The following is a 19,432-nucleotide window of genomic DNA, read 5'->3' as shown; positions in this document are numbered from 1 at the left end:
TCCCGAAACCCAGGTATCGGGTCACGAATTGGGCAAAGTACAACGAGAGTTTGAGGTTTCGAGGCGACCTGACGATCTGGTTTGACCTTGGTCTGTTGTCCGGTTGGCGCGCAACCGGGGCCAAGAAACGGGGCGGTAAGTTGGTGTATTCCGACCTCGCGATTGAGACCTGCCTGACGCTGCGGTGCATCTTCAGGCAGGCATTGAGGCAAACGCAGGGCCTGGTGCGCTCGCTGCTGAAACTGGCAGGGATCACACTGCCTGTGCCGGATTTCTCAACCCTGAGTCGTCGTGGCAGGACGCTCAAGGTTCGAGCAGCGGCACGGACAAGCTCAGGACCGATCACCTTGATTGTGGATAGCACTGGCCTGCGGGTTCACGGCGGTCGCGACTGGATGAAAGAAAAGCATGGCCTCCCCAAAGCTAGAAAAACTTGGCGAAAGCTGCACGTCGGGCTTGATCCTGACAGCGGCGAGATCGTTGCTTCCAGCCTGACAACCGAGCATGTCGGTGACCCGGCTGAATTGCCGAAATTGTGCCACCAAATCACGCAGCCGGTGAATAAATCCATTGCTGATGGTGCTTATGACGGCGAACCCACGATCGCCACGATACAATCTGCTTTTGGTCCCGAGGTCGAAGTCACCATCCCTCCGCCGATCAATGCCGTTCCCGGTGAGAACGATCTGCGCAACAGCCATCTGGAGACAATCCGAACCAGAGGTCGAATGGCTTGGCAAAAGGCCACAGGTTACAATCTAAGGTCACGCGCGGAGGCACAGATTGGGCGCTACAAGCAGATCATCGGACCAAAACTTCAGGGCAGGAAACTGGAGACGCAAAACGTTGAAACCCAAATCGCTGTGAAGGCCCTGAACCGCATGACCCAAACCGGTCGTGCGGTCTACGCCCGTGTGTCATAGCTCCATGGGAAAAGGGGACTTCTCGTTCCCAAGTAGATCCGTGCAACACAGTCCCGAATACCTACGATTTGGTCAGACCTGGTATGCTATGAAATCGACACATAGCCCAGCTCTTCGTTTCGTTGTTTTGGGATATATTTTCCAACGCGCGGAGAACATAAAATCTCACCAAGCCTATTTGATTTCTCTGACTGCGAAAATCGATCGGGGAGACATACAGCCAACCGCATTGTTGACGCAAAATTCAAAGCAACCGAAAAAGTAAAGGCCATACCTATGATATCTCGTCTCGCTCATGAGCTCAGAGCAACAGATATAGTTCATGCCATCGCTCTATTGTGATTAGAATGCCAATGTATTACATTGTACTACAAAGCGGATACAGGTGATTGCAATGAGTACCAGCCCATATTCTATTCGTCTCGATGAAGACTTGAGAAAGTCCCTGGAACGAGAAGCTGAGATAGAAGATCGGCCGCCTGCACAACTCGCCGTACGGGCAATTAGAATGATGTTGGAATCCAAGGCCGCAAAACGTGCAGCCATTGATGCGGCTGTTGAAAAAGCAGATCTAGGTAAGTTCGTCACGGCAGACGAAATGAATGCCTGGATAGACAGCTGGGATACCGAGAATGAGCTCTCTGCTCCGGTCGCAAGCGGGCAATCCAATAGCCAATGAAAATAGTATTTCTCGAAGATACGGCCCGGGACATTCAATGGTTCCGCTACTACTACACGTCAGTTTTTCCTGAAGGCAGCGAAAGGGCACGAGCACAGCTCAAAGCCATTCAGCTTACTCTTGCAGCCAACCCGTATGCAGGTCACCCAAGTGACACTCGCCAAGACGTAAGGGAGCTTTCAGTGCCGCGAACCCCATTCACGCTTATCTATCGTGTAATGCCCACTCAGATAGAAATCCTGCGTCTCTGGGATACCCGGCAGGGCGCGGATTACTGAAACCAGGAGTTTTAATTGGTGGCATGAGGTGGGCAGGGTAGGGGGCAAGCAACCGAACCTACTTTGTTGTTCGACCGCTAGCTGCTGCACAGAGGGCGGGAAGCGGACCTTCTCTGCATCTGCAAACCCATCCATGTATCGATGAGCGAGCGGACATTTAGACTGGCTCACGTTGCCGGTCGGTAATGATCGACGATCAGGACGGAAACGGACTTGGGGCAATGCGGCATGTCCGCTGCATCTGTCCCTAAGAAGCAGCCATTGAGCCGAACTGCAGTGAAAAGTGTTGTCAGCCCAGCCTTGAAGGTGAACCACGCAATCAGCATGCCGCCTTACATTGCCTCCAACGTGTGGGTGAGGCCGTTTCGGATGTGATCTTCCAACAGTATCTTGGCCGTGTCGGCGTCTCTGGCCAGTGCTGCATCAAACATGCCCTTGTGCTCCTTGACGGCCTCTTCGCCGCGATAGGTCAGCACGAGCATCTGATACCGCAGATACTTGTCGTAGATGATCGAGTGCAGAGACAAAAGGTTTTTGGAGTTGCAGGCCGCGATCATCGCCTGGTGAAACTCCCAATCATATCTTTTCCAAGTCTCTTTTTCGGATTCATCTCCTCTGAGAAGCTGCTGTTCCATCAGGTGCAGTTTGTGGTGTGCGGCAACGAGGTTGCCTTCCCAATCCGTGTCGCCATTCGCAATGGACAATTCCAACGCGTGGCATTCCAACAGGACCCGTAGCTCTGAAATCTCGGTCAGGTCTTCTCGTGAAACTGGCGTGACCAGGAAACCCCGTTGCTCGGGAGCTTCGACAAATCCGTCGCTGGCGAGCCTGTTCAGCGTTTCACGAAGTGTCGAAAGGCTTGCCGAGTAGCGTTCCTTCAAGGCGTCCAGCTTCAGTTTGGAGCCGGGTTGCAACTCTCCGAAGATGATGTCCCGCTTGATGCGCTGATAGGTGCTTGCACCGATCGTAGACGGCTGTTTCGCCATGCGTTTCACCCGATATTATCAGTTTCCTCGTTCAATTAGCATTTTTCAGAGACATCAGCAATCCAAACTGATGTATGGTAAAAATAAAAATATCATACATTATTGCGGAATCGCGAAAACCCCAATACGGTCGTGGCCAAGTTGGGCAAAGCAGCTCGATCGCAATCATCGGTTTCGGGATTTTCCGGACCCTCCGGAAGGAAGCAAAGTGTCTAAGAACTTTCGCATTGCCATTGTCGGCATTGGCCTTGTTGGACGCCGCCACGCAGACGCTATACGAGCGTTGCGCCATGTTGATCTCGTCGCGGTGGTCGACCCCAGCGATGAAGGCCGTGCTTACGCCGTTGAGCATGCGGTTGCATGTTACGAAACCCTCGAGGAAATGTTTGCAAATCAGACGCCAGACGGAGCTGTTCTGGCGACCCCGACCACGCTTCATGTTGAACAAGGCCTCAAGTGTGTTCGACATGGTTGTCCCGTTCTTGTCGAAAAACCGATCGCCGTAGAAGCCACTGCTGCACTCGAGCTTGTTCAAGCAGCGGAGAAGGCCAATGTGCCACTGATGGTCGGACATCATCGTCGACACAATCCTCTGATCCGGTCGGCTAAGGAAGCCATTGTCGATGGGAAGATTGGAGATGTGCGCGCTGTCCATGCGAATTGCTGGTTCTATAAGCCAGACGAGTATTTTGATGCTGCGCCCTGGAGAAAGAAACCCGGTGCAGGGCCCATCTCGGTCAATCTTGTCCACGATGTGGATCTGCTGCGTTACCTGGCCGGAGAAGTCATGACCGTACAGGCTCAGTCGGCTGCATCGCAGCGGGGTTACGAAAACGAAGATGTTGCCGGTGCTCTTCTGACGTTCGAAAGCGGGGCGATAGGGACCATAAGTGTGTCCGACAGCATCGTCGCCCCGTGGAGCTGGGAGATGACGTCTCAGGAATATCCAATCTATCCGTCGACCACTGAGAGTAGCTACATGATCGGTGGCTCACATGGGTCGTTGTCCGTTCCCGATCTTCGACTGTGGAGTTACCAGAGCGAGCAAAGGGATTGGTGGACGCCAATCTCATCAACCGCGCTGAAGAAGGGTGCATCCGACCCCCTGGTCAATCAACTCAGGCACTTTGTTGAAGTCGCTCGGCGCGAAGCAGATCCGATTGTGTCTGGATGGGAAGGTTTTAGAACGCTTCAAGTTATTGAAGCTATTCAGAATTCCTGCAGAACTGGCGAGACTGTCAGGGTAAGAAACCTTCGGGAAACGCAACAACAGAAATTGCAGGTAATGAAAAATATCTGATATTTTGTAAAAAATCTTGCAAAATGTCCAAAATAGGTCAAAACTCAGAATCGGAAAAATGCATCATGATGTCTCAGGGAGGAGCAAAGTGATTACCAAACTTACCCGCCGGGCTGCTGTATCAGCCCTGGTCGCAACCGGTGTTCTGTTTAGCGCAACAAGTGGTGCGCTGGCGCAAGACAAAGTGCAACTTCGCCTCGCAACATCAGGATCGGAGACCGATCAGCGCTCGGTCGCCATGGCCGAGGTTTTCGCACCCATGGTCGCTGATTTTGCAAGCTACGAGCCCAGCTATAACGGAACCATCTTCGCTCAAGGCACCGAATTGGACGCCATCAGTCGGGGTAACCTGGAAATGTCGATCACCTCGGCGCAGGAACTGGCACAGTTCTTCCCAGAGTTTTCGATCTTTACCGCAGGCTATGTCCACCAGGACGCCGCGCATCAGGTGGCTGTCTTCAACGATCCCCTGATGGATGCCTTCAAGCAAAAGGCCGAAGAAGAACTGGGCGTCAAACTGCTGTCGGTCATGTATCTGGGCCGTCGTCAGGTGAACCTGCGCCAACCCAAGGATGAACTGACCGTCAGCACTCCGGCTGATCTGGAGGGTGTGAACCTGCGGATGCCGGGTACAGATGCGTGGCAGTTCCTTGGCAAAGCGTTGGGTGCCGCCCCGACACCAATGGCGTTCTCAGAGGTTTATACAGCTTTGTCGACCGGTGCCGTGGACGGTCAGGACAACCCGTTGCCGACCGTCGTTGACGCCAAGTTCTACGAAGTGACCAATCAGATCGTCCTGACATCGCACTTGGTCGACTTGAACTATATCGCAATCGGCAAAGAAGTTTGGGATGGATTGACACCCGAGCAGCAGGCCAAGGTTCAGGAAGCTGCGGATGCAGCGGCTGAATCCGGTCGCCAGAAACAGCTTCAGAAAGAAGAGGACCTTGTCAGCTTCCTGAAAGAGCAGGGGATGGAGATCTACGAACCCGATCTGGCAGCGTTCCGCGATCAGGTACAGTCTATGTATCTGGACAGCGAGTTCGCTGGCTCATGGCCCGAAGGCGTTCTGGATCAGATCAACGCTCTGGGCAACTGAGCCCAGAAAGACAAGGGAGGGAGAACCATAATGAAAGCCTTTATGAAGGGGTTCTCCCGACTGACCGAAGCGATTGCCGGCGGGATGCTGGCGGCAATCTTCCTGATCTTCCTATTGCAAATACTCTTGCGCTACTTCTTTACCCCCGCCGGATGGACGCTTGAACTCATCGGCATTCTGTGGGTCTGGGTGATCTTCTTCAGTTGCGCTTTCATAGTGCGAGAACGGGATCACGTGAAGTTCGACATCATCTACCTTTCGGTGCCGATGCGCGTGCGTCAGGTCTTTGCGATGCTGGCGGCCGCGGCGATTGTGGTCGGGATGCTCTACAGTTTCCTGCCGACGTGGGACTACATCGACTGGATGAAAATCCGCAAAACCTCGACTGTGCGCAATCCGTTCTCGGGTGAGAAGATACCGCTGCGCACAGTATTCTCGATTTACGCGGTATTCATGCTGGTCGTCGCAGCGCGCTACGCGTGGCTATTCTTCGACGTCATGCGCAATGGCCCCCCAAAGACAGAGTTGGAACTGGTTGTTGGATACAACGTGGTTGACGACCATCCCCGTGTCGACGTCGAAGAGGACGAGGAAGTTAAGAAATGAGTTTTGAACTTCTTTCCTGCCTGCTCGCTCTCTTTCTTCTGGCAGGCATCGGGACACCTATCGGCTATTCCATCCTCTTGGCCTCATTGGTGTACCTGGGCACGGCCGGACTGGACGTCGCCCTCGCGGGTGAGAAGATCCTGCAAGGCTTTTACAAAAGCACGATCCTGCTTGCCGTGCCGTTGTTCATCGTCGCCGCGAATATAATGAACGCTGGTTCGATCACGGACCGTCTGCTGAACTTCTGCGTAGCCGCTGTCGGTCGTTTCAAGGGCGGCCTTGGGCACGTAAACGTGGTAGCGTCTCTGATCTTTTCCGGTATGTCCGGCTCGGCTGTCGCGGATGCCGCGGGGATCGGCAAGATCATCATTGAGATGATGACCAAGGATGGCCGCTATAGCCGAGGTTATGCTGCTGCTATTACCGCGGCGTCGGCGACGATTGGCCCGATCATTCCGCCCTCGATCCCGATGGTTTTGTACGCGCTCGTTTCCAAGGCCTCCATCGGGTCGCTGTTCCTGGCCGGTATTCTGCCGGGACTGATCATGGGCGTCGTCCTAATGGCGATGAACTACTATCTGGCCGGCAAGCGGAACTTTGCATTGGAAGAACCTGTTCCGCTGCGCGAGTTGCCGGCTAAAACCGCCAACGCGTTCCCAGCACTGCTGATGCCCGCAATCCTGCTGTACGGCATATATGGCGGCGTCACCACTCCGACCGAGGCCGCCGCAGTAGCTGCATTCTACGCTTTGCTACTGGCAGCGTTGTTCTACCGCGCGCTGACCTTCCGTGGCCTTTATCAAGTGTTCGTCGACAGCGCGCGCTCCTCCGCCGCCGTCGGGGTTGTCATTGGCGGCGCGTTCATTCTGAACTTCATCGTCATTCAGGAGCAAATTCCTCAGTCGATCTCGGCACTGCTGGAGGGTTCGGATGTCAGCCCGATTGTGTTCCTGATCCTGGTTAACCTGCTGATCCTCGCGCTGGGTTGCGTGTTGGACGCGACAACGATCATTCTTGTGATCGTGCCCCTGTTCATTCCAACCTGCGAAGCGCTTGGGATTGATCTGGTGCATTTCGGAGTGCTGGTCGTCGTGAACTCGATGATCGGTCTGATCACGCCTCCCTATGGCATTCTACTCTTTGTGATCAACGCCGTGACGGACATTCCGCTGCGCGAAATCATCTCGGAAATCTGGGCCTTCCTCGCGGTTCTCATCTTCGCCCTCGTTGTCATGATGCTGATGCCTGATCTGGTCCTGTGGTTGCCGCGTATGTTTGGATATCAGGGATAATGTGCCTCTCGGTTTCGACAACGTCGATCCCCGGTGATCTGGCCGAAAAACTAAGTGCTATCGCTGAAGCGGGGTTCGGAGGTGTCGAATTACACGAACCGGATTTGACCGCTTTTGATGGGCCGCCATCGCAAATTCGGAACATTGCATCAGATCTCGGCCTTAAGATTTGCCTGCTGCAACCCTTCCATAACCTTGAAGGCCAGTCCGGCGGTGGACGGGAGCGCGCCTTTGATCGGCTTAAGCGCAAACTCGACCTGATGAGCGAGTTGGGAACGGAATTGCTGCTCATCGGGTCCGCTTTCGAGGTTGATGCCGCTGCCACCGAAGAACAGGTAATCGCAGACCTTGGCGAGGCGGCTGAGATCGCGAAAGAGATGGGGTTGCGTCTGGCCTATATGGGCTTGCCATGGTCGGATCTCATTCACTCGGATGAACAGGCGTTAGGCGTCGTTGAAGCCATCGACAGCCCTCATCTGGGGTTGACTTTGAACTCATTCTTCTCGCTCGCTGACGGGTCCAAGCCCGCCCGCCTTCGGGACATTCCCGGAGAGCGGTTGTTCCATGTGCAACTGTCCGATGCACCCCGGCTTGAGATGGATATCCGCAGGCTCAAGCGGCACTTCGGGCTTCTGCCCGGTCTTGGATCGCTGAACCTTGCGGGCTTTGTGCGGGTGTTGTCGCGCGCCGGATACAAGGGGCCTTGGTCCATTGCGCGCGTCAACGAAGCAGCTCCGCAACCCGGTGGCCGATCACTGGCCCGAGACAGCTACAGGTCGCTGGTGAACCTCCTGGATGAGGTATCCCGGACCGAGCCGGGAACCGATTTCGGCATCCCGGACCTGCCGGAACGCGTCTATGCGTCAGGCTTCGAATTCGTCGAATTTACAGCCGACGAAACAAGCGGTGCGCAGCTGGCAGATATGCTGTCAGCAATGTGTTTTCGAATGGAGCGAAAACACGTAACCAAGTCCGTCGAGCTATGGCGGCAGGGCGCGATAAACATCGTCGTGAATACCGAAAAGGAAGGATTTGCCCATTCGGCGTTCCTGGGCCACGGCCCCTCCGTTTGTGATATGGGGTTGCGTGTCAAAGATGCGGATCAGACGGTTCAGCGAGCGACCGCGTTGGGCGCGCCGAATTTCTCACAACCGGTGGGAACAGGGGAACTGGATATCCCGGCCATTCGGGGCGTTGGTGGCAACGTCGTTCATTTCATCGATGAGAAATCCGATCTGCATCGGGTTTGGGACATCGAGTTCGAGCCAGTCGCCAACACCAAAGCGATCCAGCCTGCCGGTCTGCGCCGCATCGACCATCTGGCACAGACGATGCGCAACGATGAGATGCAAAGCTGGCTGCTCTATTACATTTCGACTTTTGAGATGGCAAAATCCCCGATCGTGAACGTTGCCGACCCGTCGGGTGTTGTGCAAAGCCAAGCCATCGAAAGCCCCGAAGGCGAAGTGCGTTTAAACCTGAATGGTGCAGTTGGGCGTCGAACACTGGCGGCTTCATTCCTTGAAGACGGTTTTGGTGCCGGTGTTCAGCACATCGCCTTCCAGTCGGACGACATATTTGAAACCTCAGCCCAATTGCGGAAGTCCGGTTTTCCCAGCCTGTCCATCCCAGAAAACTTCTACGCTGATCTGCAAGCGACATTCGGGTTAAGTGAAGACCTGATCGCCCAAATGCGCAGGGATAACATACTCTACGATCAGGCGGCGGGTGCCGAGTACTTTCAGATCTACAGTCGCCCTATCTTTAACGGCTTTTTCTTTGAAATTGTCGAGCGACGAACTGCTTACGCCGGCTATGGCGCGCGTAACGCTGCGTTTCGATTAGCGGCGCAAACGCGACACCACGTGGCGGAAGGAACAACCTAATATGAAGGCCGCACTAATCGGACAAGGGATTTCTGGCTCCATGACGCCTGAGATGCACGAGGCGGAGGGCCGGGCGCAGGGTATCGATCTGAGCTACGGTAGGATCGACACGGCAAAAGAGCCATTTCGTGGAATGTCGGTCGCTGATTTACTGCATTATTCCGTTGAATTAGGCTGTGCGGCGGTCAACGTGACACACCCCTACAAAGCGTCGGTCATTGATCATCTCGATGAGCTTTCCAAGACTGCTGAGGAGCTTCAAGCTGTCAACGCGGTGGTTTTTTGTGACGACCGAATGGTTGGCCACAACACCGATTACATAGGTTTCCACAGTGCCTTCGGAGATTTTTTGGGATCATCGAAGACTGAAACGGTTCTCATGTTTGGTGCTGGTGGCGCGGGCAGTGCAGTCTCTTTGGCTTTGCTTGATTCAGGTGTTCGAGATCTGGAGATCATCGATCCTGACTTCCACCGAGCGCAGGCGCTGGTCAGTCGACTAAAGGTCTTGCGCCCTTGTGCGAAGCTTCAGGGTTCCCCCTCGATTTCGTTGGAACGGGTCAAATTTGTGGACGGAGTGGTCAATGCAACACCGCTCGGGATGGATAAGTACCCCGGGTCGGTAATTGATCCATCATTGTTGCGGCCGGATGCTTGGGTGGCAGATATAGTATATTTTCCGCTCGAGACACACCTTCTGAGCAGCGCCCGCACAACTGGGTTGAAAGTGATGAATGGTGCTGGAATGGCAGTTCATCAGGCTGCAGCGTCTTTTGAAATCTTCACCGGCTGCACCGCCTCAATCAGTCGTCTTCAAAACGTTTTCGATTCACTTTGTCAGCAGCGCATGCGCGAGTTTAGAGGTGCAACGGTATGACAAACGACGAGCAAGCTATCCGCCAATGGTGGCGTACCTCCATCATCGACATGAAACCTGGACAGATCTATTTTCGTGGCAACGCCATAGAGGACCTGATCGGAAACGTATCTTTCCCGCAGATGATCTGGCTGATGGTGCGGGGCAATCTGCCCAGCGACGCACAAGCGCGCCTGTTCGAGGCTGCCTTGGTCGCAGGCGTGGATCACGGTCCGCAGGCCCCCTCGATTGCGGCTGCGCGTATGGCCGCCACCTGCGGGGTAGGTCTCAATAATGCGATGGCGACTGCGGTGAACATGCTGGGCGACGTGCACGGCGGGGCAGGAGAGCAGTGCGCAGAGCTGTACTATGATATCGCAGTCCACATGGATGCGGGAGCTTCGCTGAATGACGCTGTTCGGGATGGCTTGGACAGCTGGCGCGAGACCTACGGCAAGATCGTATCGGGCTTTGGTCACAGGTTTCACAAGCCTGTCGATCCACGCGCACCACGATTGATGCAACTTGTTCGTGATGCGGCGGCAGAAGGCACAGTTTCTGGCCGGTTTGCCGATATCGGAGAAGAGGTTCAGGCCGAACTCGGCCGTCAACGAGGCGGTCGGCCAATTGCCATGAATATTGACGGCGCGACAGCTGTGATCTTCTGCGAACTTGGCTTTCCTGCGCCCTTGTCGCGGGGGCTGTTCTGCCTGTCCCGCTCGGTTGGGATACTTGCCCACGCTTGGGAGCAGATGAGCCAGGGGGGGCGGAACAAAGGGCCGATGCCTCCGAATTATTTACCCCTCTACGAAGACAGGAATGATGACACGTGAGACATCGAAATCCTTCCGGGTCGGCCTTATCGGCTGTGGTCGTATCAGCGATATCTATCTAAAAACACTATCCAAATTCTCAAACGTCGAGGTCGTAGCTTGCGCAAGCCTTGATCCTTCGGAAAGCCGCGCCAAAGCGGATCAATACGGTGTCGCCAAGACCTGCACGCCAGATGAAGTGTTTGACGATCCGACGATTGACTGCGTTCTGAATCTGACAATTCCGGCGGCGCATGCGGAAATCAGTTTGCGCGCGTTGGAGGCGGGCAAGCACGTCTATTCCGAAAAGCCGCTGGTCATGAACCGATCGGATGGTAAAGCGATCCTGCACATGGCCTCTGAAAAGGGGTTACTGGTCGGTTGCGCGCCCGACACATTTCTGGGCGGTCGCTGGCAGACCGTTCGGCGCTTGATTGATGAAGGTGCCATTGGCAAACCGACAGGGGTTTTTGCCCATGTCGGGACCCACGGGACGGAGCGCCACCATCCCAACCCGGATTTCTACTATCAGGCCGGTGGTGGGCCGTTGCTGGACCTTGGCCCATACTACCTGACCGCGATGATCTGCTGTCTTGGACCAATTGACCGGGTCGCTGGAATGGCACGGCGGACCTTTGAGCAGCGTATGATCGAAAACGGCCCGCGCAACGGGGAATGGATGGACGTCGAGGTCGACACGCACTCCCTAAGCCTGCTTCAGTTCTCTTCCGGCGCCATCGGGTCGATGACCATGAGCTTCGACGTCTGGGACAGCGAAACTCCGCGGTTCGAGATCTACGGTGAAAACGGCACCATCAGCATCCCTGACCCTGACCCGGTTCATGGTGCCAATATCTTTCAAGGGGATGTCTGGCTGAAAACGCGGGAGACCTCGCGCTGGTCTCATCAGCCCCGTCCAGCCGGTCGCGAAGACTGGCAGGTGGTCGAGAACAAACATGGGTTTAATGAAGACAGCCGTGGCCTCGGCCTGTTGGATCTTGCCCTGGCGGCACAAGAAGGACGCCAGCCCCGCGCAAGTGGCGCGCTGGCCTACCACGTTTTCGAGGTCATGGACGCGATCGAACGGGCCCCAAAATTCGGTGCCTACCAGACGATAGAAAGCCGTTGCGCGGCTCCGGAGCCTTTGCCGGTCGATTTCCTGAACGATGAGAGGAAGGAGCTGGTCCATGCCGATTGAGACACTCGACTTTGCCCAGCCATTCTTTCGCGTCCAGCACATAATTGACGAGCGCAGAATTTCTATCGAGGGTCGCGCCATCGTCCTTAACCTTGGGGGGCGAAATCTCTCTGTCGAGGATCAGACCATTGCACCGCTCTCCTCTGTGATCGTGCAAGACAGCACGCTTAGCGGCGTGGAACGTGCAGTCATTGTCCACGATTTCGACTCCCATGCCGATGACAATGTGCTGTTCGCATGGGTGAAAGATACGTGGCCTTCAGCCTTTGATGTTCGCCACGAAGAGCGCCTGCGCGGTGTCAGCCACTACATGTCGCCAAAGGTCTTCGTGGGTAACGTTGGACTGACCATGTACCATTCCGGTTCGGTCCCATTGAATGTCGGATTGCACAAGGATCATCCGTTCTGCCCGGTACCGGGGTTTCGCGAAGTGCATACGCAAATCGTAGGATTTGGCAAAATGCAGCAATGCCGCGAACGGGATGTTGAAACCCTTTACCTCGAAGAATTCATGGCCCCCGGCACGACGCACAAGCCGATGTATGACGCCGAAGGCAACTATCCCTGGCATCAATACGAGACGATTACCCCCAGTATCTTCATGGCGGTGGAAATGCTGCCGGAAGGCGTACGGGTCCCGGAAATGGAGATTCAGAATGGCTGAGAGACTTTTCCCCGAAGACCTGAACTTTGACGGCCCTTTCCCCCGCCTGTCTCGCCGTTTGCGGCTGGGCGTTGTTGGCGGCGGACGTATCTCTGTCACGCAGGCAACGGCTGCGCGGATGACCGACCGGTGGGAGGTCACCGCAGGCGCGCTCAGTTCAGATGCCGCGCGCAGCAAGGCGCGCGGAGCTGAGTGGTTCTTGCCAGCAGACAGGTGCTATGCGTCCTTCGACGAGATGGCAAAGGTCGAGGCGGCGCGCCCGGATGGCGTAGATGCCGTCATGATCACTACCCCGAACCACGTTCATTTTGAAGCGGCCAAAGCGTTTCTGGAGGCGGGTATTGACGTGCTGTGCGACAAGCCCCTGACCAACGAAGTCGACGAGGCCGAGGGGCTTGAGGACATTACTGCGCGCACGGGACACATCTTTGCTGTCGGCTATGCGATGTCGTGTTTTCCAGTAATCCGTCAGGCCAAACAAATCGTGGCCGATGGAGGCATCGGAAAAATCAACCAAATCCATGTCGAGTTCATGCAAGATTGGATGACGCCCGATGATGTGGCCGATGCGCCCCATGTCAAATGGCGGCTGGACCCAAAGATTTCTGGCCCGACCAGTTGTGTCGGCGATATCGGCACCCATGCCGCGCATCTCGCCAGTTTTGTCTCGGGCCTGCCGATGACCGACCTGAGGGCCGAATTCCATGTCTGCGGCGCGCCAAAGCCTTTGGAAGACACGGTATTCATGTTCACCCGCTATCAAAACGAGGTTCCGGGCACCCTGATGGCAACGCGCCTTGCCCCCGGAAACCGGGGCGGGTTGCGGTTGCGGGTCTACGGCAGCGAAGGGGGCTTGGAGTGGGATCTGGAGAACTCGGAACAGCTGAAGTTCAATCGGTTTGGTGAGCCGGATCGTATCATCAGCCGAGGTCACGGGCACGGCATCGGCCGCGGTGCGGAACGTCTGATCCGTACCGCGCGTGGCTTCCCCGAAGGGATAATCGAAGCCTGGGCCAACCTCTATACGGAATTTGCCATGGCCGTGGCCGCGCGTTGGGATGGCGTTACCGTTCCGGCCGATTGGCTTGCTTACCCCAGCGTCGAACAAGGCGCAGACGGTGTCCGATTCATTGATGCCTCTGTGCGTTCTCACCAGTCTGGAGGTGACTGGGTCACCATCTAATGCTCTGCCAGCATAAAGGTTAAACACGCCCGGGCCATTGCCCGGGCGTTTTCATTTCCTGCTCAGTATTAAAAGTTGATATTTTAAAAAATAACAGATATTTTTTATTACGTGTGATGAAAAAGAGATTCGCAGACACCCGGAGCTGTCATTCATGGCGAAACCCGAAGAGGCTGGCACACGCCCCTCTCTCTATTCCTTGGCGCATCTGACGCTGATTGGCTGTACGCCGCCCGAGCTGGTCTATATCGCCGCACGGGCCGGTTACGATGCCGTCAGCCCCCGATTCATTCCGATGCATGTGCCCGGTGAATTCACTCAATCCCCAATCGACAGGGCACAGGTGCAGGCCACCAAAACTGCTCTCTCTACCACTGGCTTGAAAGTCCTCGATGTCGAGCTTGCGCGCATTACCGAAGATGTCGATCCGCGCAGTTTTGAACCTTCTCTGGAGATCGGTGGGGAGTTGGGCGCCAAGCGTATGATCATGAGCGCATGGACCAACACCCGCGATGATCGTGACTTTTTGATCGACGTCTATTCCGAGACCTGCGAGTTGGCCGCGCCCTATGGGCTGACGGTCGATTTGGAATTCCCAAGCTTTTCCCGCCTGCGCACTCTGGATGAGGCGCTGGATATTGTCCGCGCCTCTGATCAGCCGAATGGCGGTATTCTGGTCGATACGCTTTACCTGCACCTCAGCCGTGTGGATTTGGGAGAGATTCTGCACGTCCCCTCGGAGTTGTTTCATTTCCTGCATATCTCTGATTGCCTGCCCGGCATCGCCGATACGCGCGAGGGCATGATCCAACTTGCCCGCGATGCAAGGTTGTACCCCGGCGAGGGCTGGATTGACTTCACCGGCATCATCGAACGGATGCCACCCGTCGACTATTCCATCGAACTGCCCAACCAAAGCCGCGTCGCCGAGTTGGGATATGAAGAACACGCGCGTCGCTGTCTCAGCCACGCCAAGCGAACATTCGGCGAGGCGCGGTCACAGCGTCGTATGCCTGATGCTGCAATTCCAAAACACCAAGAGGATCATCATGGGCAAAGAGCTCACTGAAAACGACCGACAACTCGCGGCCGATATGCTGGCACGCGCCCGCGCTGCCATGGCCGAGATCGAGGATTGGGATCAGGACAGGCTGGACCGCCTGTCTCAGGCCATTGCGTGGTACGCAGGAAACGAGAAAACCTTCACCCGCCTGGCCCAGCAGGGCGTGGACGAAAGCGGTATCGGAGATCGTGAAGGGCGCCCTGCGAAGCGATTCAAGATTCACATGGTTTTGCGCGATGTCTTGCGTACGCCTTCGACGGGGATCGTCGAAGTCGACGAAGAAAAGGGGCTGGTGAAATATGCCAAACCAGCCGGTGTGATCGCGTCTCTGATACCCATGACCAACCCGGCCATGACACCACCGGTGACCGGTGTCTCCGCCGCGAACGCCCGGAATGCGGTCATCTTCAGCCCGCATCCGCGAACCGCCCATACCACCTTTGAGATGGTCGAGGTCATGCGCGCAGCCTGCCGTGCTGCCGGTGCCCCCGAAGACCTATTCCAGTCGATCCGCAAACCATCGATCCCGTTAACACAGCACCTCATGGAGATTTGTGACCTGACTCTGGCAACGGGTGGCAAGCCGATGGTCAAAGCGGCCTACAGTTCAGGGCGCCCGGCCTATGGCGTTGGCGCGGGCAATTCGTCCATCGTCATCGATGAAACCGCCGATCTGGACATCGCCGCGCAGAACACACGCATTTCAAAAACCTCCGACTTTGGCTCGGGCTGCTCGGCCGACGGCAACATCATCATCCAGCGCTCAGTTTACGACGATATGGTCAAGGCACTTCAAGCCGAGGGCGGATACCTGTGTTCGGATAAAGAGAAGGCCATGCTCGAAGCGGCCATGTGGGATGAAAAGGGCAACCGTACGTTTCCGACCATCGCCTGTCCGCCGCAGCAAACGGCCAAGGTCGCTGGTTTCAGCATCCCCGAAGATCGAAAGTTTCTGATGGTTGAAAACCAGGGGCAAATCGGCCCGCAGCACAAGTTCTCCAAGGAAAAACTGACCACTCTGATGGCGCTTTATCACTTCGACACGTTCGATGACGCGCTGGCAACGGTCAGCCAGATCTACAACACCGGGGGCAAAGGCCATTCCTGCGGCATCTACAGCCACAATGACGATCACATCGACCGGTTGGCGCGTCTGGCTCCGGTCAGCCGCATGATGGTGCGACAGCCTCAATCCAAGGCCAATGCGGGTGCCTGGACCAATGGCATGCCAATGACCAGCAGCCTGGGCTGTGGCATCTGGGGCGGTAACATCACCAACGAAAACGTCACCATGAAACACATGATGAACTACACTTGGGTCAGCCGTCCGATCCCCGAGGATCGCCCCTCGGAGCCGGACCTGTTCGGTGAGTTCTACGGACAGGAGGTCGCGTGATGGACGGAGCGAAACTGGAAGGCAAAACCGTTGCCGAACATATCGTTGACTTTCTCGAACGCCGTGAGATCAAGCATGTATTTGGCCTTTGCGGGCACACGAACATCGCGGTTCTGGCTGCGCTGGCGGAAAGTCCCATCGATTTCGTCACAGTACGACACGAACAAATTGCCAGCCACGCGGCGGATGCATATGCCCGCGTGACGGGCAAGGCCTCGGTGGTGCTGTCCCATCTCTCCCCGGGGCTGACCAATTGCGCCACCGGGGTCGCCAACGCCGCACTCGACTGTATCCCGATGGTCGTGATCGCGGGTGACATTCCCACGCATTACTACGGTAAACATCCGCATCAGGAAGTGAACCTGCATGCAGACGCCGCCCAGTGGGAGATCTATCGACCCTTCGTAAAACGCGCCTGGCGGGTGGACCGGGCAGACCTGATGGCCGAAATTCTGGAAAAGGCGTTTCATCTCGCTGAAAGCGGCCAGCCCGGGCCGGTGCTGGTCAATGTGCCGATGGACATCTTCTCCGAGGTGATCCCCTCGGACAGCTTCGACCGTATCCGCGACAACACGCGCGCTCTCAAGAAACCGTCGATTGACGACGAGACAGCGGGAGAGATTGTCGAAGCGTTGGCTAAAGCCGAAAACCCAGTCGCTTATGTCGGGGGTGGTATTCTTCTGGCACAGGCCAGCGAGGAGTTGCGAGAATTTGCTGAACATATGGGCCTGCCAGTCGCGCATTCCCTGATGGGTAAAGGCGCGTTGCGAGACGACCATCCACTTGTGCTGGGAATGACCGGGTTTTGGGGCACCGAATTGGTCAACCAGTCCTGCTTGAATGCGGACTACATCTTTGCGGTGGGAACCCGGTTCAAAGAGGCCGATTGTTCCAGCTGGTATCCCGGCTATACGTTCAACATTCCCGGCTCGAAGGTCATCCATATCGACGTCGAACCGCAGGAAATCGGTCGGAACTATCCCACCGAGATCGGCGTCGTTGCTGACGCCAAGGCCGCTTTGCGCGTCCTCAACCGGGTCGCCCGAGAGATGTATCCGGACGGTTTCAAACGCCCCGCTCTGGAACAGAAGATCGCCGACTTCCGCACGGATTTCAAAGCGCACAACGTGGAAATGGCGACCTCAGCAGCCTTTCCGATGATGCCCGAACGAATTCTCGCAGATACCCGCAAGGCACTGCCCGAGGATGCCATCATCACCACGGACGTTGGGTGGAACAAGAACGGTGTCGGGCAACAGTTCGACATTTTGACGCCGGGTTCAATCCTGACCCCGGGCGGGTTCGCGACGATGGGTTTCGGTCCTCCGGGTGCGATCGGCGCGAAACTGGCGGCACCTGATCGTGTGGTGATCAGCCTTGTTGGCGATGGTGGTTTCGGCCAAAACCCGTCGATGCTGGCAACGGCCGTCGAACTCGATCTGGGCATTATCTGGCTGGTCATGAACAACAACGCCTTCGGAACCATAGCAGGTCTGCAAAAGGCGCATTACGGTCTGACCTATGGAACCACGTTCCCCGGATCAGCCGCCGCACCCGCAAACGGACCGGGCTATGCCGACATAGCGCGAGCCTACGGCGCGGAAGGGCATAGGCTCAGCGCTGCCGACGAACTGTTGCCCGCGCTGGAAGCGGCAATCGCCAGTGGCAAGCCAACCGTGCTCGATGTGCCAATGATCAACAACCCAACACCAACGACCGGACATTGGAACATTTTGGACATATACTCGCCGGACAAGGATGTTTCTCACGTCGCGACTTGACGAAACTGGGCGCGATTAGACGCGCCCAGTTTCTTGTGTCAATGCTCATCCGTGTTCGAGCAAATATCAACAGCTTCGTCGCCGCGCAGTCTTTGTTGTTGTGTGTCTGAACTTTTTTGTTGGTAAGTTACCTTCACCGAAGCACGTGAGATAATATCAAATTGCGATAACACTGAAGTGTGTGCGTTCTTAGCGTTCAAGTTTTAGCTCCCGCAGCGAATGGCAGGTTCGACGGGATGCGTCGCAGCATCACCAACAGGGAGCCAACGGCAGCTTAGGGCCGAAACTTACTCGACCAAATGATTGATTTGAGTGGCGCTGAGACTGCCGCTTTCGTGGGCGTATTTTCCTATATTGCGTATCATACCCAACAAGCGCCCATCTACGTCATGACGCGTCAAGCTTCATTTCCACAACTCAATGGGCAGGGCATGTCCCGCACATCAACGTCTGGGGTGGTTGTTGTGGGACAGACAGCCGCCATATTGGCGAGATCACCAAGCAAGTCGGTGAAGTTCGACGCCAGACAATAACAAGCTGAACGAGGGCTTAGCCCCGCGTTGCAGACATTGAGCGGAATTCTCCGACCGGCGGCACGAGCCCCAAAGCGGTCAATAGGATTGCTAATCTTGAACACCATCAATCAGGAGTAGTTAGAGAACCGAGACAGGCCGAACATTTTGCGATGTTCGGCAGGGGTCAGTCCTGTCTTTCGCTTGAACAACCTTCTAAACGACGGCGTATCGGCATAGCCGACTGCTTCTCCGACCTCCACCACGGAGCAGTCGGTAGTTTCAAGCAACTGACGGGCCTCTTCAATACGCAGCGCCAAAACGTAATCTTGCGGTGACTTACTCGTTGCTTTGCGAAAGCGTCGTGCAAACGTAGTAGGCGGCAAGCCGGAACGTTTAGCCATTTCTGCGACTGGGTTATCGATGGCGTAATTGTCAGAAATCCATAACTGAACCTGTGAGATAACGGCGTCAGCATGAGGTGCCGTAGTAATCATTGAACTGAACGGTGACTGGAGTTCTCCGCGGTTGGCCATAAGCCAGACTTTTGCTGCCCGCACCGCCCTTTGCGTGCCGCCGTAATGCGCGATCAGGAACGTAGCGAGTTCCTGCCACCCGGTTGTCCCACCCGACGTTACGGGTCCGCGAGACGCATCAGCAAAGCAAAGGCCGCGGTCGATGCGAAGCCGCACATTTGGGTAAAACCTTCGAAAAAGGCCTTCCCAAGCCCAGTGTGTGGTCGCGTCAACCCCATCCAGAATACCAATTTCCGCCAGATAGACCGCCCCTGTACAGGCTGACACGATACGCGTCTTGGCCAAGTCGCGCTTAGCAAGCCACGCTAAACAAGGATGTTGTTCGGGGTTGAGCCGGTCGTGCGGTGAAAGTGTCAGTCCAGGTACGACAATAATATCAGCGTCG

18 protein-coding genes are annotated in these 19,432 nt (G+C 55.9%); 16 read left to right on the top strand and 2 right to left on the bottom strand.

The annotated features are described in order from the left end of the window. From AC2FNU_RS18375 to AC2FNU_RS18365, 3 genes are all read left to right on the top strand, one after another. The coding region (locus tag AC2FNU_RS18375) for an IS5 family transposase (protein WP_496791236.1) at window positions 1-923 on the top strand (923 nt) is incomplete at its 5' end. A 394-nt stretch (window positions 924-1,317) separates the two neighbouring features. Continuing rightward, window positions 1,318-1,602 (top strand): CopG family ribbon-helix-helix protein, encoded by a 285-nt coding sequence (locus tag AC2FNU_RS18370; RefSeq protein WP_496791234.1) that lies wholly within the window; start codon window positions 1,318-1,320, stop codon window positions 1,600-1,602. Continuing rightward, window positions 1,599-1,880: a type II toxin-antitoxin system RelE/ParE family toxin gene (locus AC2FNU_RS18365; protein WP_170638362.1), complete on the top strand. Its 282-nt coding sequence runs from the start codon at window positions 1,599-1,601 to the stop codon at window positions 1,878-1,880. Before AC2FNU_RS18370 ends, AC2FNU_RS18365 begins: the two co-directional genes overlap by 4 nt. A gap of 332 nt (window positions 1,881-2,212) precedes the next feature. On the opposite strand, the gene AC2FNU_RS18360 is transcribed toward AC2FNU_RS18365, so the two are convergent. Continuing rightward, window positions 2,213-2,866 (bottom strand): GntR family transcriptional regulator, encoded by a 654-nt coding sequence (locus AC2FNU_RS18360; RefSeq protein ID WP_496791228.1) that lies wholly within the window; start codon window positions 2,864-2,866, stop codon window positions 2,213-2,215. On the opposite strand from AC2FNU_RS18360, the gene AC2FNU_RS18355 reads away from it, so the two are divergent. The 13 genes from AC2FNU_RS18355 (at window position 2,865) to AC2FNU_RS18295 (ending at window position 17,999) form a co-directional block, all read left to right on the top strand. Beyond that, the gene (locus AC2FNU_RS18355; RefSeq protein WP_496791226.1) at window positions 2,865-4,166 is read left to right on the top strand and encodes a Gfo/Idh/MocA family protein; all 1,302 of its coding nucleotides are present in this window, start codon (window positions 2,865-2,867) and stop codon (window positions 4,164-4,166) included. The genes AC2FNU_RS18360 and AC2FNU_RS18355 overlap by 2 nt on opposite strands. Before the next feature lie 88 nt (window positions 4,167-4,254). Continuing rightward, entirely contained in the window at window positions 4,255-5,265 is a 1,011-nt protein-coding gene (locus AC2FNU_RS18350; RefSeq protein WP_224853738.1) for a sialic acid TRAP transporter substrate-binding protein SiaP, read from the top strand. A 30-nt stretch (window positions 5,266-5,295) separates the two neighbouring features. Next, the gene (locus AC2FNU_RS18345; protein WP_170429693.1) at window positions 5,296-5,871 is read left to right on the top strand and encodes a TRAP transporter small permease; all 576 of its coding nucleotides are present in this window, start codon (window positions 5,296-5,298) and stop codon (window positions 5,869-5,871) included. Beyond that, entirely contained in the window at window positions 5,868-7,163 is a 1,296-nt protein-coding gene (locus tag AC2FNU_RS18340; protein ID WP_496791221.1) for a TRAP transporter large permease, read from the top strand. Before AC2FNU_RS18345 ends, AC2FNU_RS18340 begins: the two co-directional genes overlap by 4 nt. Then, entirely contained in the window at window positions 7,163-9,049 is a 1,887-nt protein-coding gene (locus AC2FNU_RS18335) for a bifunctional sugar phosphate isomerase/epimerase/4-hydroxyphenylpyruvate dioxygenase family protein (protein ID WP_496791218.1), read from the top strand. Before AC2FNU_RS18340 ends, AC2FNU_RS18335 begins: the two co-directional genes overlap by 1 nt. Window position 9,050: 1 nt before the next feature. After that, window positions 9,051-9,923, top strand: a complete 873-nt coding sequence (locus AC2FNU_RS18330; protein ID WP_496791216.1) for a shikimate dehydrogenase — start codon at window positions 9,051-9,053, stop codon at window positions 9,921-9,923. Then, on the top strand, window positions 9,920-10,735 hold the full coding sequence (locus tag AC2FNU_RS18325) for a citryl-CoA lyase (RefSeq protein WP_496791214.1): 816 nt from the start codon (window positions 9,920-9,922) through the stop codon (window positions 10,733-10,735). Before AC2FNU_RS18330 ends, AC2FNU_RS18325 begins: the two co-directional genes overlap by 4 nt. Beyond that, on the top strand, window positions 10,725-11,912 hold the full coding sequence (locus tag AC2FNU_RS18320; RefSeq protein WP_496791211.1) for a Gfo/Idh/MocA family protein: 1,188 nt from the start codon (window positions 10,725-10,727) through the stop codon (window positions 11,910-11,912). Before AC2FNU_RS18325 ends, AC2FNU_RS18320 begins: the two co-directional genes overlap by 11 nt. After that, window positions 11,902-12,576 carry a hypothetical protein gene (locus AC2FNU_RS18315; protein WP_496791209.1) on the top strand — a complete coding sequence of 225 codons (675 nt, stop codon included), beginning with the start codon at window positions 11,902-11,904 and terminating at the stop codon, window positions 12,574-12,576. Before AC2FNU_RS18320 ends, AC2FNU_RS18315 begins: the two co-directional genes overlap by 11 nt. Continuing rightward, a complete protein-coding gene (locus AC2FNU_RS18310; protein WP_496791204.1) occupies window positions 12,569-13,759 on the top strand; it encodes a Gfo/Idh/MocA family protein in 1,191 nt (396 codons plus the stop codon). Before AC2FNU_RS18315 ends, AC2FNU_RS18310 begins: the two co-directional genes overlap by 8 nt. Window positions 13,760-13,913: 154 nt before the next feature. Continuing rightward, window positions 13,914-14,828: a sugar phosphate isomerase/epimerase family protein gene (locus AC2FNU_RS18305; protein ID WP_496791201.1), complete on the top strand. Its 915-nt coding sequence runs from the start codon at window positions 13,914-13,916 to the stop codon at window positions 14,826-14,828. Further along, window positions 14,809-16,218: an aldehyde dehydrogenase family protein gene (locus tag AC2FNU_RS18300; protein WP_496791199.1), complete on the top strand. Its 1,410-nt coding sequence runs from the start codon at window positions 14,809-14,811 to the stop codon at window positions 16,216-16,218. The genes AC2FNU_RS18305 and AC2FNU_RS18300 overlap by 20 nt, the downstream gene beginning before the upstream one ends. After that, the gene (locus AC2FNU_RS18295; RefSeq protein WP_496791197.1) at window positions 16,218-17,999 is read left to right on the top strand and encodes a thiamine pyrophosphate-binding protein; all 1,782 of its coding nucleotides are present in this window, start codon (window positions 16,218-16,220) and stop codon (window positions 17,997-17,999) included. The genes AC2FNU_RS18300 and AC2FNU_RS18295 overlap by 1 nt, the downstream gene beginning before the upstream one ends. Window positions 18,000-18,642: 643 nt before the next feature. Here AC2FNU_RS18295 and AC2FNU_RS18290 read toward each other — a convergent pair. Beyond that, window positions 18,643-19,432, bottom strand: a 790-nt coding sequence (locus AC2FNU_RS18290; RefSeq protein WP_496791196.1) for a GlxA family transcriptional regulator, incomplete at its 5' end; no start/stop codon positions are given.

It is taken from the genome of Ruegeria sp. BHSB064, from assembly GCF_059613205.1.
This window is presented reverse-complemented; position numbering and strand designations above follow the sequence as displayed.